We start from the raw sequence: 16,784 nt of genomic DNA, 5'->3' as shown, positions 1-16,784 counted from the left end.
TCTCCGATCCCAATACAGGATCGGCAACCTCACAGATCGCGACCACTCCCGAAAGGTGGTCCGGAAACACCGCTTACCCTGCATCACCGCACGGGTGCAGTCTATTTGGATTCGAAAGCAGAATGTCTTTGAGGGCAGCTCTGGTCGATTTACCTCCTGTCTTGGTCATGGTGGCGTTCCTTTCAGGGAAGCGGTGACGTTGAACATCACCAGCCTGCCATGGCCGCCCTCTGTCAGCGAATTTGCAGAAGTTTCAGCACATTACCGTCGGAAACGGTGTGATCGACCAACCGATTAGGTCTACGGCACGCTGAAGGATCGCCTTGCTCTCAGCAAGGCTGGGTGCAACGGCGATGACATATCCCATGGAGTCTCGGACGTCGCCTTTCCTGATTATTGGCGCCTTGGGTTCAATTTTAAGTTTGACATCGACGCCTGGCACAGCAGCCGCCCGACGGTCCCCATCAATCCAATCGAGGATGCCGTCGCGATCAGGAACTAAGTTCCGACAACTCACACTCAGCGAATACATTTTGCGCAAATCCCATTCCTCGCCGATCACAAGCTTGATTTGCTCGGTGACGAGATCGACACCGTAAGCCCGTCGGACCAGTTCAGGGTCCCCCACAGCAAGACGGGGATTGACCTCAATAACGACTGGGCCACACTTCGTCCACCGGAATTCAATATTCGATGCCCCCCAGCCAAGGCCGAGAGCTCGCAAACAGCTCAGCGAAACATCAGTGATACGTTGGTGCTCATCATCAATTAGCAGGGCCGGACAGGTGCACTCACGATAGACGAAATGCGGTGGCGGGCTGAACTCGTAGGCGGTGATTCCAATGACCTCATTTCCCATTAAATTAGCGACATAAAGAGGGCCTTGTGCAAATTCCTCGACCAATATCCTCGGAGAAGAGCGCCATACGTGCTTCCCTTCCAACAGATAAGTGGCATGCTCGGCCAACTCATCGACGTTGCGGCACAACCGGACACCGCTGCTGCCGCAGCCCATCGCTGGCTTAACAACCACGGGCAGGCCGATCTCTGCGGCAGATCTTTCTAGCTCCGCTCCATTCTCTGCCAAACGATAGGCAGGCATTGGAATGCCGGCCGCTGCGAGCAGCTGGCGTTGAGAAAATTTGTCGCTGCACCGTTCAATGGATGCGGGGTTCGGTCCCGGTAGACCGAAACGCCGGCAGAGCTTACCAACTGTCGCAGGGATCGACTCGTCATGGCCCGCAAACCCGGTGATGCCGGCAATGTCATAGCTCGCGCGCAGCCGGGAACATTCGTGGATCAGGGCCTCGAGATTGTCGGTGTCGATACGTATTGCGTCAATTCCGTCCTCCGCAAGATAGTCGTATTGAGTTGGATCCGCCGCCAGAGTAATTGGATGAAGACCAAGACGCTGGGCAGCCTGGATGTGTAGCGGACCATTGCCCCTTGACCCTCCAACCATAATGAGCGCTCTTTTTGGCATTGGCTTTAACCCGACGTTGCGTGCTGTGTGGCAGTCCAAGGCGAAAGCGGCATCTAATTCCAGCCGTGACTGACTCAGACCTTTCCGTGAGCGTATCATCGTCAGCGATTCGCGGTCGCAAAGATCCTATAAATTCATTTAAAGGATCTGTTGCAGAGATTAGATTTGCACGTGAAGGAAGCTGGCGTGCTGCAGGTCAGGCCGTAAATCTCCAAACGCGCGAAAGGAGCGATCATTTCCATTTCCCGGAGATTGACCCCACATCCGAATGGCACATTGGCTTCTGCATCCATTGTTACGACCGCCTGGACTACCTGCACTGCGCCCTTGAACCCGCATTCGGATGTAGACGATAAGAAAGATAAGACCTTAGCGGCGGCAGCTGAAACTTGGCGCGGCAGGCGTGCGCTTACGGCGTCTTGGGAAGGCGGCGTGACATGCGGTCACACCGCAAGGTTGGTCATGTTCGGCCGATGGGCTCACAGCTTGCACATCGTCGAGGTATGAGTCCAAGGCACGACTAAGGAGATGAGAATTGTCTTTGTGACACTCGTGGAAATGTTGTCAGAAAGCGTGCGTGAGAAAGTTCCATGACTGGGTTATGCAGCTGGGCCCGACGACGTCTGGCCGATGACTTTAGTCTATGCTCGCCATGGCAAGAAGATCTTATTCCTCTCTGATTGGCATCGTTGTGGTCAAGGTGCTCCTGACACTTTTTCTCGGACCTTCCGCCGATCACTCGCTTCTCTTCGCGGTCGGCGATTGGGCCGCCGCAGGATAGGAGAGCGAGGCGTCTCATCTATTTCACGACCCTGCCGCGCTTGGCCGGCAGGTTCGGGACTCTAAACGACATCGCCTCGCCCATAGAACCCAGGGGAACGATCCGGGCATAGCCCTTTCGGGCGAAGGCTTTGTTCGTGTTGCTTGCTCCTCGATCTGGCTCAGTTCACGTGGCCAGGCTCTCTTCCAAAGCGGAACTCGGTCACGTCGACCCACATGCGACGCAGAATGACGGGCCGTTTGCGGGGCGCACGCCACACGCGCCCACGCCATGCTGCGGCGTCTGACGATTGTTCCTGCCGCAGGGCGCGCAAGCTCGACCATTCCTTCGAGCGCACGAGCAGCGAATGCGCTGCCCGTGAATGGCGGTGCGGGCGAGTTCATCGCCACAGCGGCTGACATTGCCTAGATATCGGTCTCGCCCGACTGAGGCGCGCCAGCGGCGCATCTGATCCGCTGATCCGTCATTCCAATTTAGAAATCGAGGCTGCAGTCTTGAAGGCAAACCTCCGGAAATACAGATGAGATGGGCCGCGCGATGACCTTCCGTGCGCAAGTGAGTAGAGCCGGCTAGGGCGCTTCGGTTGGCTTATACTTTCAATCGCCCATAAATCCGCATCACCGCCTTCAGAGCATCATGGTCAATAGCTGCAACACTCCGATTCTCGCGCCCCACCATTGGCTCGGCTGCCAGCATGGCATTGATAATTGCCTCCTCCACGGCCTGCGCCGTTGCTTCGAAAAGCACGTCGAGGGTGTTATTCGGCAGGAAGGCCAGGCCGCCTATTGCGGGTGCGGCCGCCGATTCACTCATTGTGAGGTTGTCCGTCGAAAAGGCAAGACACAGGTCACCGGATCCGTCACCAGACGGTGTGCCCGTACGACCGATGCCTAGGCCGGCACGCCGGGCTAGGCGCTCCAATTGGCTCGGCATAAGGGGCGCATCAGTCGCCACCACGGCAATGACAGATCCCTGTTCGCCGGCCCAAAGCCGGTTCTCGGTGAGATGTTCCCCGACAGGCACGCCGAGAATCTTCAGCAACGGGCGAACGCCAAAATTCGCTTGTACAAGGCATCCGATAATATAACTTGCACCGAGGAGTTTGACGACGCGAGATGACGTTCCCGTGCCTCCTTTGAACTCGAAGCAGATCATTCCAGTTCCGCCGCCGACGTTCCCTTCCGCCAAGGGGCCGCTGGCAGCAGTGTCGAGAGCCTCTGTCACATGGCCAGCTGTAACATGGAAGGCATCCATGTCGTTGAGGTAGGCGTCGCAGGTTTCGCCCACCACGGGCAGCATGAACTTATAGGGTCCGACGGCCGTGTCGGGCCTTTGGATCATCCACTGTAAAATAGACTGATGCACGGTTCCAAGGCTATGAGTGTTCGTAATGCCGATGGGTCCCGTGAAATAGCCAGCCTCCCTGATCCAGTGCGTCCCGGTCATTTCGCCGTTTCCATTGAGCGAGTGGAACCCCGCCCAAACCGGAGCCCGCAGAGGGCCGGTGCGGCCTCTTGGAAGAATGGTGGTAACTCCAGTCCGCGCTGGTCCTTTACCCGACATCGACAAGTCTCTGACCACGGTTGAATAGCCTACTTCGACCCCGGCAACGTCGGTAATGGCGTTGAAGGGGCCGGTATTTCCGGAAAACGGTAATCCTAGAGCTCGTGCCCGCGGCACTTCTGGAGCGGGCGATGCAAAGCGCTGATTGGGTTCCATTAAGGCCCTCATTGGTGTCCTGTGTTGGCCCTTCCTGACGAAGACGCGGAGGATCCGATTTGCCCGCGAACATGGCCGCCGGAGTCGGACGCCAGCCTACAATCAAGAAGAGGAAGATCCCAACCATCGCCGTAACGGCGGTGGCCGGGACCTTCCTTCAGGATGTAGGCAGAGATCGCTCAAGCCGTGCATATTCCACATCGGGGTGAGCAGCGGCATCTCGATGACGCCAGTGAGCGTCGTGCGGCGCGCGATTGGCTATACGCCTAGGAGAACGAACCCAACATAGCCCCACAAAATCTTTTGCATCTCGCGGGCCAACCCGTTGCGTTCTTCGAGCGTTTCGACGTCCGCCCTTTTGGCCCGAAGGGGCCTCGTATTCGTCGTTTTTGGGCCAGCCGCAAAAGCTGCCCTTCTCCTCATTCAAGAAAAGGAGGTCTGCGGATATTGGATCGCTCTCGATGGAATCAGAAGAGCTCGTAATGAAGATGCACGAACCGCCGTTCTCGACAGGGCCTTTGTTCTTCAATCGCGCAATAACTCCGCCCCGGTCGCTCGGGGCAAGCTCGGCATTGATCCCAATCTTACACAAGTCGGCCGCCAGCAGCTGCGCGCATTCGCTAGCTGCCGCCCAGTCGGTGGACTGGAGAATGACCACCTTTTCCCCGTCATAACCGGCCTCATGGAAGAGCGGCCGGTCTTTCTCCGGATGGCCTTCCTTCTTGTACCAACACGTATTTTCGTCATTCGAATAGGGGGTATTGGGCTGAGTAAAAGTCGAAGGTTGCGAAGACGGGAAATCGACCTCGCCCGCCTCCAAGGCCGTCAACGCAGTCTGCTGATCGGAGATATTCTCCCAGATGACGCGGTCGACTTTGACGATCTTCCCGCCGGCCAATCCGTCGCGAGCCTCCTTGCGCGATACATATTTCTCGTTGCGGTCATACGTGAAGCTAGCACCCGGCTTGGCAAGGGCACCGTTAAACTTGAACGACCCCGATCCGATATTCGCGGTCACCTGCTTGGTTGCGGGGCGATCCGCATCCTTTTCGCACATGATAAACAGCGGGTACCCCGAGATTTCCGAAAGCCTATCAATCATCAGAAGCCCCAGCGGTTCCTTAAGGGCGATGGAGAAGGTCTCGTCGTCCTTCTTCGAGATATCTCTTGCCCGCTTCATAGCCAGTTGTCCGCCAGAAGTCTGGCCCCAGCGACGGATCGAGGCCACACAGTCCGCGCGGTGACGGGGGTACGATCGTGCCAACCCAAGCCGTCCCGCAGCTCGAACGTATAGGTCTCCTTGTCGTCAGAAACCTCCCAATTGCCCACCGTTTGCAGCTGGGGCAAAAGCTTGGCGTCGAGGGCAAACAGCATATGGCAAATCGCCACGGCGCGGTTACGGGTGGATATAGACGCCGTATTGTACGGATCGAAGAGGGTAAGAGGAGTCATCATCCGCACAGTCCGCGCGTCGGCGCCGACTGCGCGCGCGACAGGCGGGAAGGGCAATTCCCACTTTCAACAAGTCGCGTCGAAATTGTCATTCATTAGTCCCCTATGAGTCCTTGTACCCGAAGCATTGTTCTCCAAACGCCTCTTCGAGAACGTACATGTTAGCATGAGGTTAGAAGAATTTACGCCGAAATGGGTCGGGTGCTGAAACACGGGCTGCACCAAGCGTGGCGGTTTGAAATGTCCCAGTTCCGCCAGTCTGTTCAGAATGTGATCGCCGTCTCATGATGGAGTGTGGCCAGCATCACCCGCGTCAATTGCAAGTTCGTAATGAGTGGTCATTCGTGCGGCGGGACACTGACTGACGCTCACGTACCGAAAGCCACCCGCCACGGCTTGGGCCCAGCGCTGTTGCCTCCCCCGGTTATCTGCTAGACTGACCAGCGTCGGTTCTGCATGCCCCCTATGGCCGACATTTGAAAGGGACAGCGTGGTCTCCCGCGATAACAGCGCTTAGTGAAGACCTCCTTGGACGAAAAGCTCTACTGACGTGGACCATCGCCGTGATGCGTGGGTGAAGCGCAGTTTCCTGATACGGCCCGAGTTCATCTCGAAACCATCGGCAGAAACGCTTAGCGTCGCCCTCCAGGACACGCCGGGGCGCATGTCGGTGCCGGGCTGGAGCAGGACGCAGAGATCACTGTCCGCGGCGACGATCGGTGCGTTCATTGCGCCGAGATCGGAGCACAAGCGCAACATGCCGCGCTCCGAAGGTGGCGACCTGGTCACTGTTAGCGATGATGACTATGCCAGCCCATCGTCGATAAAGCGCATCGAGTTTGAGAGGCCGCCAGTCGGCGCGCCTAGTGGCGCGGGCCAGTCCCTTCCTCGCCACCAGTCTCGGAGAAGAAACGAGGTGTCGTCCATCCCGAGCGGGGGCTGGTAATGCGTTGGCGCAGGATCTGGCCCTGCGAATTACCAGCCCCCTCGCGAGCATCTTTGAGCGCCGAGATGCTGCCGCTTAGCTCGACGAGGCCGCCTTCGGTATTATCCGACCGCGGAAAAAGACGTATGATTTGCCGTCGCAGAGTCTCCCAAAGTTAGCTTCGCCCCAAGGCTGTCCGGGGTGGCTGCGGAAGGCGTACCTGTCGCCGTACTGGTCTAGCGGCAGCAGCTCGTACTCACTGACCGCAGGACCGGAACTTATCTCAGCTAGGTCGCCCTTCTGTGTCGATTTCGCAAGCAGGCCCGTTGGCCTGGCGGAGATTTCTAACCGGCCGCCGGCGTTCTCATAGCGGCCTACGTGGCGCTCCGGGCGGTAAGGCAAGACATCGGCCGGCGCAATTGGTTCAGGCAGCCGGACCCCTACATAGTTTTCTAGCACCTCGGATATAATCCGCTCGTAGAGGCCGCTCCCGTCCGAGTTGGTCAGCAGGCAGACCGCGAGCCGGGCTTTCGGGTCCACACGAAGAAACGCCCTCTGGCCGAGAGTCCAGCCGTCGTGGCCGATCACTCGGCGGCCACCCCACTCGGACATATGCCAAGCCAAGCCGACGGAGGACGGCACGGTTGTCGTCGGTAGCCGTACCTGCTCGACCAGCATCGCCGCAACTGCATCGGCGCTGATCACTGATCGACCGGCTCCGGTGACGCCGTGGTTCAGGTGAAGCTCGGCGAATGTTAGCAGGTCGTCGGCGCTTTGCGTGATGAGACCGGACGGGCCGTCACTGCGCATCAGACCCCAGGTGTGCACGGGTTTGCTTGCGTGCGGATGCGCCGTGTGACCAACGGCGGCTCGAAATAGTAGCGCCTCTTCCGGGAGCGTCACGGTCGCGGTTAGCCCGAGCGGCTCGACCAGGCGTCGACGCAGGGCCTTGTCCCAGACAGTGCCGTCGAGCACCTCGATAATACGGCCAAGCAGGCTGAATCCGGCGTTGCAGTACGAGTATGCAGTGCCGACTGGATGTATTTGAGCGACGTCTGCAAGCCGGGCGGCAAATTTTGCGAGGCAATCGGCACCTCGCCCGGTGTCGAACATCAGGTCTCCATCGATGCCGCTAGAGTGGGTAAGTAAATGGCGCACAGTGACCCGATCGGCGATGTCATCGACGCCCAGACGTACACCGGGGAGCAGCTGCGCCACGGTACTATCCAGCTCCAGCCGCCGTTCATCGATCAGCTGCATGACCATCGTCGCGGTCCACAATTTCGTGATCGAACCGATCTGGAATACCGAGTCCACGGTAGTTGTAACGCCAGTTGCCGTGCTCAAGACGCCATACGGGACAACTATCCGCTGGCCATCGTACGAAATACCGAGAACGACACCGGGGATTCCAGCAGCGCCGGCATGTGCGGCCAGAATACCCGCCCAGTTGACTTGGCTCATAATCTCTCCGCCAGTTTGTGATATGCGTACTTACTTCTCAGGAAATTCCTGAATTGATCCGAATTCAGTCCCGGACTGAATCTAAAAGGATCTCGGGCTTGTGCAGTAGGTGAAAGAGACCATCGCCGTCACTCCGGCCATCGCCATGACGGCGATGGTCGAAGTCGACCTGAACTGCGCCGCCATTAGGCCGAGGCCTTCTGCATGTTCCACATGGGGATCTGATTTGGGACGCCGATAAGACCGGTGAGCGTGTTGCGCCGTGCGATTGGCGCAACAGTTTGACCCAGATAGACGAAGCCGAGGACGGAGTCCCACCAAACCCGTTGCATCTCGCGGGCCAGCGTCTTGCGCTCTTCGAAGGTTTCGACAACCGACCATTTGGCGCGAAGCGCCTCATAGTCGTCACTTTTAGGCAAGCCCCAACTCTTGCCGTTCGCGTGTAAGAAATCTGCAGAGATCGGGTCGCTCTGCTCGACGGAATCAGAAGAACTCGTGATGAAGACGCTCCACCCTCCGCTATCGACAGGGCCTTTGTTCCTAAAGCGGGTAACAACTGAGCCCCAGTCGCCGGGCGCAAGCTCGGCATTGACCCCAATCTGGCGGAGCGTTGTCACCAGCAGTTGCGCAGCATCGCTGGCCTGCGGCCAATTCGTGGGCTGGAGAATAACAACCCTCTCGCCAGCATATCCTGATTCCTTCAAGAGTTGCCGGGCTTTTTCCGGATTGCCGCCTTTCTTGTACCATCCCGTATTTTCGTCATTAGAATAAGGTGTACTGTTTCCAAATAGCGAGGTGACGGGGTAACCGTATTTTGGATCTGGAGCGATAACCCGCAGGAATGCCTCCTGATCGATCAAGTGAAGCATTGCTTGACGCGCCTTCACGTTGTTGAATGGCTTCTGCACACAGTTCATGCTCAGCCACATGTCTTGGCCCGCCTTGTCCAGTACTTGGAGGGCAAGGTTGGGATCGCTTTCGATTACTGAGTAAAGATCCGCAGGTGGGTTACTGATAAAATCAATCTCACCCGCCTGCAACGCCGCCAGCGAGGTCTGCTGATCGGGCATAACTTCCCATATGACATGATCGACGTTGACGACCTTTCCCCCGGCGAGCCCGTTAGTTGGCTCAGTGCGCGGGACGTACTTTTCATTGCGATCATAGGTGAAACTTGAACCCGGCTTGGCAAGACTCTGATTAAACTTTAACGGCCCTGATCCGATATTCGCGGTCACCTGCTGGGTGGGGGGGTAATCTGCATCCTTCTCGCGCATGATAAACAGCGGGTACCCCGACATTTCCGCCAGCCGATCGATCAAGAGCCCCAGCGGCTCCTTAAGCGCAATCGTAAAGGTCTTGTCGTCCTTCTTCGAGATATCCTTGGCCCGGTCCATAACCAGTAGTCCACCGGCAGTCTGCCCCCAGCGATGGATCGAGGCCACGCAGTCCGCTGCCGTGACAGAAGTACCGTCATGCCAACCGAGACCATCGCGGAGCTCGAACGTATAGGTCTTCCTGTCGTCGGAAATGCCCCACTTGCCTACCATTTGAGCCTGGGGCAAAAGCTTGGCGTCGAGGGCAAACAGCATATCGTAAATAGCCACGGCGTGGTTATAGGTGGCGGTAATCGTCGTAGTGTACGGGTCGAAGATGGTAAGATCCCCCATCGCCATTCGGACAGTTCGCTCGTCGGTTGGAGCTGTTTGCGCCCGAAGAATAGATGGAATCGATATAGCCACTCCGGCGGCCATCCCAACCTCAATGAGGTCGCGTCGAGAGATTATCATATTCCAGTTCCTCCCTGGTTATCGCACCAAAATATACATGCATGCAGACTGAGAACTTCTGCCAAAATGCATCGGTGGCTGAAATACTGGTTGCACCAAGCCTCGCGGTTTGAAATGTCGCACATCCGTCGGCCCGCTCCACAGTGATCGCCTCTATGGGTGCGTGCGATCAACCAGCATACGACGCTCACTGCAGGTTCGTAACGGTTCGTCATCCAAGCGGCATACTGACTGGCGTTGCGAAAGCCAGTTGTACGCGCTGTCGGCTCTGACAGTTATTTGCTGGGCTAGCTCCGAGAACCCGCTTCGGCTAATGCATGTTCTCGATGTCGCTGGACCGAGAAACCCCGCCGTGATTGGTGTTGATCAGAGGCGCGTGAGCGCAGTTTCTTGATGCGGCCCGAGTTCATCTCGAAACCATCGGCAGAAACGCTTAGCGTCGCCCTCCAGGACACGCCGGGGCGCATGTCAGTGCCGGGCTGGAGCAGGACGCAGAGATCACTGTCCGCGGCGACGATCGGTGCGTTCATTGCGCCGAGATCGGAGCACAAGCGCAACATGCCGCGCTCCGAAGGTGGCGACCTGGTCACTGTTAGCGATGATGACTATGCCAGCCCATCGTCGATAAAGCGCATCGAGTTTGAGAGGCCGCCAGTCGGCGCGCCTAGTGGCGCGGGCCAGTCCCTTCCTCGCCAACCAGTCTCGGAGAAGAAACGAGGTGTCGTCCATCCCGAGCGGGGGCTGGTAATGCGTTGGCGCAGGATCTCGTTGAAGGTCGCCCGCTCGATCGATGGGCTCGGACAGCAAAAAGAAGCGGCTATTCGAATAGAGCATCGCACTGCCAGGCTTGCAATTGAGTGCGTCTTGTCTGGCGATGATGTCGCGGCGGTCTGGCGTTGGGACGGCGCGAAGATCGAAAGCCCGGCAAAGGTTATACTTTGAATTGGCATTCCCTGCGAACTTAGGCGCCCGCCTTCGTCCCGGCTACCCGCTGTGGACATGCCGCCTATCGCCCATGCGATTTGGGCGCGCAATGGGCGGTTCTCAACGCGGCCCGGAGTCACAGCTTCAGGGCAGTGCCCAACTGTAGATCGATACCCGCAGCTCGAAGTTGACAGGATTGAGCGAAATCACTGGCAGGCCAACGGATGTATCGCCCGCTGCATGACGCTGCTGAGCAACGGACCATCGCCTATTTCAGAGACACGGCGCGCTCGGCTCGTTCGAGTACGGCCTGTCGCTCGCCGTCTGCCCCGGTCGCACAACTGGCTAGCCTGGACCACCCGATCGCTCCCGGTGTTTCACAGCGCTCTATCCTGTTCGTGACTGAAGCGATCCGTGGCGAAGTCGCGTGCACCGGTCTGCACCGGGCCAACCGACTTGCAAGCAGCTCGGTGACCCAAGCTGCGTTGTCGATCCCTGAGAGTAACCTCCACTCCTACAGGCCGGCATTGGGCAAGGCTCCTCGCAAAGAGTGCCTAGGCGACCCGAGCCCCTCCTCCGTTCGCCACCTCGTTACGAATGGACTGCGTGTCATCCGATACGGCAAGCATTATCCGAGACGTTGGAAAGGATGCTGCCACTCGCGGCAGCAAGACTGATGCTTCGGCCCTGCCTTGATCGCGCTTGTGATCACTCCGGCGCGATAAAGGAGGTGGCTCGAATTAACAACGCCGTGCGTGGTCGTTCTGCACGACCCTGGCTACTGTGATAGAAGCTTCTGCTCCAATTAGCCTGCAACCGACCGACAGAGTGCCTGATAGGTCACCGGGAACGCGATCCAACCCGAGAGGGTGTAAGCGCTCCTCTTGAAGAAGGTCTGCCAGAGATCTTAACAGATTGCGATTTTGTTTGACTTTGATCTGGCAGCTAACGTTTTGCCTGCTTGTTGACTTCGATCAACATGCGTTTCGTACGCATGGATGCATGCGAGATCGCGGTGGGTGAGCCATTTCAACGTGAGTGGACGGCGCCTGGGGTGCTTGCAACCGATTGTACAGCGCTCATTCTCTGGGCCATCTGAGCGGCGTTGTGGCGGCAACAGCCGAGATCGTCGAAGCGGCCCGCGGACCAGAATACAAGACGTGGACGCGCAACGTCGAGCCTTCAAGCGTTGTAAATACCCAGTTCGCGTCGGCGGCGAGTCAGGCTCGATTGATGCCGTACTCTTCGAGATCGCCGGCGACATCCCTACGGCTATTGAGCAGGTGCCCGCCGTCAAGCATATGGTCGAGGTCGACACACTCGACCAACTTGAAAAATCGCGCCAGGGCTCGGGGTCGGAGTCGGCGTCATCACGAGAAGCGCCAGTCGGGCGGCATTCCATCGCGTGAACCGCCCCAATACGGAACTGCTCGCGACAATGCGGCTGTCGCTGCTCCACCCCTTCCATCGTACGCGGAGGGAATATGGTCAATTTGTTTCACCGGCCTTTGCAATTTGATGTCCATATATCGGATCGCTGCCCTAGCGTTGCGCGGATTTCTCGAACAACAGGTCAGTTGGATAAACTCATGAGTAGACGTATTGCCGTTGTCGGCGGTGGAGTTGTTGGTTGCAGCGTCGCCTGGCACCTAGCGGATGCGGGTGCGGGCGACATCGTATTGTTAGAGCGCGAGCAACTTGGCTCCGGCACAACCTGGCATTCGGCTGGTAACATCACTTGGCGCCCGGTACCGAGTCACGATTCGAGTGTACTCTACGCTTTCGAGACAATAGCAAGACTTGAGCGGGAAACCGGGCACAGCACGGGGTGGTTGAAGACTGGACGCTTGTTTCTCGCTCAAGACGCCGATGTCATTCGGAGATATGAATCGTACCATCGTGACGCCACGATGCGAGGTATCGCCGGGCGCATGCTCTCGCGCGGAGAAGCCGGCCGCCTGAATCCTCTGCTCGATCCCGCATCGGCTTCGTTCTTCTGGCTCAATCCTCTTTCGGGCCGCGTCAATCCGGCTGATCTTACCGCTGCTTACGCACGGGGCGCTCGGCAGCGCGGGGTCCGCATTGTTGAGAATTGCCGGGCAACTGGACTGGAAATCCGTAACGGCCGCACCGTCGGTCTCAGCACAGCCAGCGGTCCGATTGCCGCAGATACCGTAATTGTCGCGGGTGGGCTGTGGTCCCGTCTGCTAATGGCGACCAGCGGTATCGCCCTGCCACAATGGTCCTGCGAGCATTTCTACGTCATCGCAGACGTAACGCCTCGTTTAGCCGCATCGACTCCATCCTTCTCGATGTCAGAGCACCGGATATATGGTCGCGAGGAGGCGGGCGGCATGCTCGTCGGCTTCTTCGACGAGAACGCTAAGACGATTGATGCAGCCGCCCTGCCCGATCCTTTCGCCTTCACTCTGCTTAATCCCGACTGGGACAAGATCGCGCCCTATTTCCAAAGTGCGATGGAGATCTTCCCAATTCTTGGTGACGCACCCATCCGCCGCTTCATCAATGGCCCGGAATCATTCACGCCAGATGGTTCACCCTTGATCGGGCCTTGGCCGGATGTCGAAGGACTGTTCATTTGTACAGCTATGAATTCCGAAGGCGTTACTTGGTCGGCGATGGCAGGACGCCTCACCGCCGAGCTTGTCACTGGTGCCAAGCCGAGCTTCGACACATCTCACTGCGCCCCCGCTCGCTTCGGCAACCAGGCCGCCGATACCGCTTGGCTTCAGCGCCAGATCTCGCAACACTCGGTTGATCCGGCCAGACGCTTAGACTGATCTGGCAATCAGAAGATGGTAGGAATTTCAAGGGTCACTGTCCCGGAACGTGGTGTAGCTCGGCGGTAGCGAAGCCGTTCGCGTGCGCGCCCTCAACAGCCGTGTAGCGAGCGAGCGGCTTCGGGATGGTCATCGATGTTCCCTGGTAAAGGTCGGGTTGCTGACACCAACCTGATTTGAAGGAACCATGGATGACCAACGACATGATGAGCTTGCGCGGGTCGTGGAAAAGACTCCCGATGCCGATCTGTTGCGCGAGATAATCGGCTTTGCCGCCGAGCGGCGTGGAGCTGGAGGTGGGGGCGCACCGGCGCCGGCTATGGCGAGAAGAACCCGCTGAGGACGGCGGGTTCTCAGCGGCAATTGGGAGACGCGGGCCGGCATCGTCGAGTTGCGCATCCCGAAGCTCGGGAGGGCTCCGGCATCTTGAAGAGCCAGGTCAGCCGGTGCTTTGCGAAGAGATCGACGGCAAAGTCAAAGCGTTCCTTGAAAGTCCCATCGAGGGCGACTGGCCATACCTGTGGATCGACGCCACCCATCTGAAGGGTGCGCCGCGGCGGGCGCATCGTCTCGGTCGCCCTCATCGCTGTCGGCGTCAACACGGACGGTCGGCGCGAGGGACCGCGAGCGGGCCAAAAGCACTTCTTAAGATGGTCCGAGAGCACCGCCGGCCAGCGCTTGCTGTGCCGCGGCCGCGTATTGTCGTTTGAGCGACCTGAGAGATAGGTGACACATTTTGTACCGGACACAATGTGTAGTGCACCCCGATTCTGAGACACGAGAAGGGTAACAGTTCTCCATTAAGGAGAGCTGAAGAGGAAAGAAGACCCGGGGCGGCGGTTCAGTCGCGAATTCAAGATAGCTGCGGTGCAACGCATGGCTGCCAACGTGAGCAAGTTGGCGCGGGAGCTCGGCATCTCTCGCAAGGGTCTCTATCAATGGCAGAAGCAGTTTCGTGCAGGCGGGCCAGCAGCTCTGCGCGATGACGTGGGTCCGCCGCGAGCGGCACGCCGGCTGGGGGAGGCGCATGACCCGGGCGGTGCAGCGCCGGCATTGCCGTCGGAAGCGCTTGATGAGCTTTCGAAAGCATTGGCTCGGATCGGCGAACTGGAGCGTCTCGTCGGACAGCAGGCGGCCGTTTTTCTCAAGAAGCCTTGCAGCACGTCGGGAAAGCGCACCAGCGGAGCGGCGCGCCTGGCGGGACGACATCTACGCGGTCATCCAGTCGATGATGGTGTCCGGGCTGCAAGGCATGATCGCGGTCGAGCGGATGTGCGGGCTGGCTGGTGTGAGCCGGTCAGGCTATTACTGATACTGGCACGCCTCGTCGCCACACCGCGAGGAAGTAGGCTTGCGCGATGCCATTCAACGCCTGGCGCTGGCGAACCCATACTATGGCTATCGCCGGATTGCCGTGCTGCTGGGCCGGGAAGCCTGGCATGTGAACCACAAGCGCGTGCTGCGCCTGATGCAGGAGGACAACCTGCTTTGCCCGCGCAGGGCCGCTTTCGTGCCGATGACGACGAATTCCAGGCATGGCTGGCGGATCGTGCCCAATCTGGCAAGAGGCCTCGAACTGGCGGACATCGACCAACTCTGGGTCGCCGACATCACCTATGTCCACCTCGCCGAGGAGTTCGCCTATCTGGCTGTCGTGCTCGATGCGTTCAGCCGCAAAGTCGTCGGTTGGGCACTGGCGATCCATCTCAGGGCTGAACTGGCGATCGAGGCGCTCGACCAAGCGATTGCGGCGCGCAGGCCGGCACCGGGATCCATATGTGGACGGCGCCCCGTCTGCAATGGTTGGCGTCAGGCGGTTTCGATCGCTTGCGTCCATATGTCCGGCCTGTTGGTGCGGTCGTTTCAGCCGCTGGCCAAGGTGGGTTTCGCGACGCCCGTTCCAATCATGCCAGCGATTTCCGTCGGCCAATGGATCCCTCGGAGTTTCGCGCGTCACGGATCGATCGATCACGCCATCTTCCTTCCGTTGCAAGACCTTTATTCCCGATGTCTCTCCGTTGCGACCAGTCAGGGCATGGCGGCGTCGGACGGAGCCGCGGTCAAGGCTGGCCGCAGGCCACCGCCGCAGGCGGCGCCGGACGGCCTTGACGGCGGCGAGGCCGGTGCCAAACTGCCCGCTTGGTCGCAACGGTATGGCTCGCCCGTCACCATCATCTTCCAGGCGATGCGGGCGTTTTTGTTGGCCAGCGCCACCGCCGCCAGCTTTGGCGGCTTGCGTGCAAGCAGCGCGGCCAGCCACGGCGAGGCCGCGATGCGGCCGCGCTGCACCTGCTGGATGTGGGCCGTCGCACCCACCACCAGCACCTGCCGCAGCATCTCGTCGCCGGCCCGCGTGATCACACCCAGCCGGGTCTTGCCGGCCGTCGAGTGGTTTTTCGGCGTCAGCCCCAGCCATGCCGCGAAGTCGCGTCCCGACCTGAACGCTGTTGCGTCGCCGACCTTGATGCCGAGCAGCGTTGCCCCGATCGGCCCGACGCCGGGCATCGCAGCCAGCCGCCGTGCGGTCGCGTCTTGGCGGTAATGGGCCACCAGCTTCTTCTCAAGCGCCGCCAGCCGGGTGCCGGTGGCGCGGTATTCCTCGCCGAGCATGTTGAACAGCTCCTGTGCCAGCGCCGGCACGCCAGCATCGGCTGCAACGCGGGCCAGCAGCGGCTCGACATGGGCAAGACCCTTCGCAGCCACCAGTCCGAACTCGGCCGCATGGCCGCGGATCGCATTGGAAAGCTGCGTGCGCCGCCGAACCATTTGCTCGCGCACCCCAAACAGCATCTGACCCGCCTGCTGCTCGACGCTCTTCACCGCCACGAAGCGGGTTCTAGGCCGGCTCATCGCCTCGCAGTTCGCCTCCGCATCGGCCGCGTCGTGCTTGCCGCGCCGCAAATAGGCCTTCACGTTGCTGAGCCGCCATCAGCACCGGATCGTGGCCCAATGCCGACAGCGTGCGCGCCCAGTGATGCGAGCCGCCGCACGCCTCAAGCCCGACCTTCACCGGCGCCAACTTGGCGAAGAACGGAACGACCGCACGTCGCTGCAGCTTGCGGATCAGCACAGGCCGCTCCAAAGCGTCGACGCCGTGCAATTGAAAAACACTCTTGGACGTATCCATGCCAATGCGGATAACCTGTTCCACGGACGGCTCCCTTGTTTGAGATCTCATACGACCTCACTCTGGCACATTCGATGCCGTCGGGCGCCGTCCACCCCATCATCCATCATCCATCACAGCGATCGCGGCGTGCAATATGCCTGTGCCGAGTACGCCGCACGACTTGCGGCACACGACATCCAGCCGAGCATGAGCCGGGTAGGCAATCCCTACGACAATGCCAAAGCCCAGCGCTTCATGCGTAAGCGGTGTTTCCGGACCACCTTTCGGGAGTGGTCGCGATCTGTGAGGTTGCCGATCCTGTATTGGGATCGGAGA

General features: G+C 59.3%; 8 protein-coding genes and 6 pseudogenes. 7 read left to right on the top strand and 7 right to left on the bottom strand.

The window, feature by feature from the left end:
* Window positions 1-253: 253 nt before the first annotated feature.
* From AC0L2C_RS33560 to AC0L2C_RS33535, 6 genes and pseudogenes are all read right to left on the bottom strand, one after another.
* Window positions 254-1,483, bottom strand: a complete 1,230-nt coding sequence (locus tag AC0L2C_RS33560; protein ID WP_473525463.1) for an ATP-grasp domain-containing protein — start codon at window positions 1,481-1,483, stop codon at window positions 254-256.
* Window positions 1,484-2,424: 941 nt separating this feature from the next.
* Window positions 2,425-2,692, bottom strand: a pseudogene (locus AC0L2C_RS33555) (IS110 family transposase); the annotation flags it as partial.
* Between the two features lie 160 nt (window positions 2,693-2,852).
* Window positions 2,853-3,944: a DmpA family aminopeptidase gene (locus tag AC0L2C_RS33550; RefSeq protein ID WP_473525464.1), complete on the bottom strand. Its 1,092-nt coding sequence runs from the start codon at window positions 3,942-3,944 to the stop codon at window positions 2,853-2,855.
* Between the two features lie 196 nt (window positions 3,945-4,140).
* Window positions 4,141-5,357, bottom strand: a pseudogene (locus AC0L2C_RS33545) (ABC transporter substrate-binding protein).
* 1,099 nt (window positions 5,358-6,456) lie between these two features.
* A complete protein-coding gene (locus AC0L2C_RS33540) occupies window positions 6,457-7,824 on the bottom strand; it encodes a serine hydrolase domain-containing protein (RefSeq protein ID WP_473525462.1) in 1,368 nt (455 codons plus the stop codon).
* A 185-nt stretch (window positions 7,825-8,009) separates the two neighbouring features.
* Complete coding sequence (locus tag AC0L2C_RS33535) at window positions 8,010-9,614, bottom strand: ABC transporter substrate-binding protein (protein ID WP_473525461.1); 1,605 nt, start codon at window positions 9,612-9,614, stop codon at window positions 8,010-8,012.
* Between the two features lie 393 nt (window positions 9,615-10,007).
* On the opposite strand from AC0L2C_RS33535, the gene AC0L2C_RS33530 reads away from it, so the two are divergent.
* From AC0L2C_RS33530 to AC0L2C_RS33500, 7 genes and pseudogenes are all read left to right on the top strand, one after another.
* Window positions 10,008-10,556, top strand: a complete 549-nt coding sequence (locus AC0L2C_RS33530; protein ID WP_473525460.1) for a hypothetical protein — start codon at window positions 10,008-10,010, stop codon at window positions 10,554-10,556.
* A 1,142-nt stretch (window positions 10,557-11,698) separates the two neighbouring features.
* Window positions 11,699-11,947: a hypothetical protein gene (locus AC0L2C_RS33525; RefSeq protein ID WP_473525459.1), complete on the top strand. Its 249-nt coding sequence runs from the start codon at window positions 11,699-11,701 to the stop codon at window positions 11,945-11,947.
* A gap of 180 nt (window positions 11,948-12,127) precedes the next feature.
* Window positions 12,128-13,339, top strand: coding sequence for an NAD(P)/FAD-dependent oxidoreductase (locus tag AC0L2C_RS33520; protein ID WP_473525458.1), 1,212 nt, complete (start codon window positions 12,128-12,130; stop codon window positions 13,337-13,339).
* Between the two features lie 191 nt (window positions 13,340-13,530).
* Window positions 13,531-13,957, top strand: a pseudogene (locus AC0L2C_RS33515) (transposase); the annotation flags it as partial.
* Window positions 13,958-14,149: 192 nt separating this feature from the next.
* Window positions 14,150-14,344 (top strand): annotated as a pseudogene (locus tag AC0L2C_RS33510) (transposase); the annotation flags it as partial.
* Window positions 14,345-14,411: 67 nt separating this feature from the next.
* Complete coding sequence (locus AC0L2C_RS33505; RefSeq protein WP_473525457.1) at window positions 14,412-14,651, top strand: hypothetical protein; 240 nt, start codon at window positions 14,412-14,414, stop codon at window positions 14,649-14,651.
* 39 nt (window positions 14,652-14,690) lie between these two features.
* Window positions 14,691-15,095 (top strand): annotated as a pseudogene (locus AC0L2C_RS33500) (IS3 family transposase); the annotation flags it as partial.
* Window positions 15,096-15,475: 380 nt separating this feature from the next.
* On the opposite strand, the pseudogene AC0L2C_RS33495 reads toward AC0L2C_RS33500, so the two are convergent.
* Window positions 15,476-16,490, bottom strand: a pseudogene (locus AC0L2C_RS33495) (IS110 family RNA-guided transposase); the annotation flags it as partial.
* Window positions 16,491-16,784 lie beyond the last annotated feature (294 nt).

The sequence above is a fragment of the Mesorhizobium sp. WSM4845 genome, assembly GCF_055811455.1.
The sequence above is the reverse complement of the archived record's forward strand: the minus strand, read 5'-3'. Positions and strand labels throughout refer to the sequence as shown.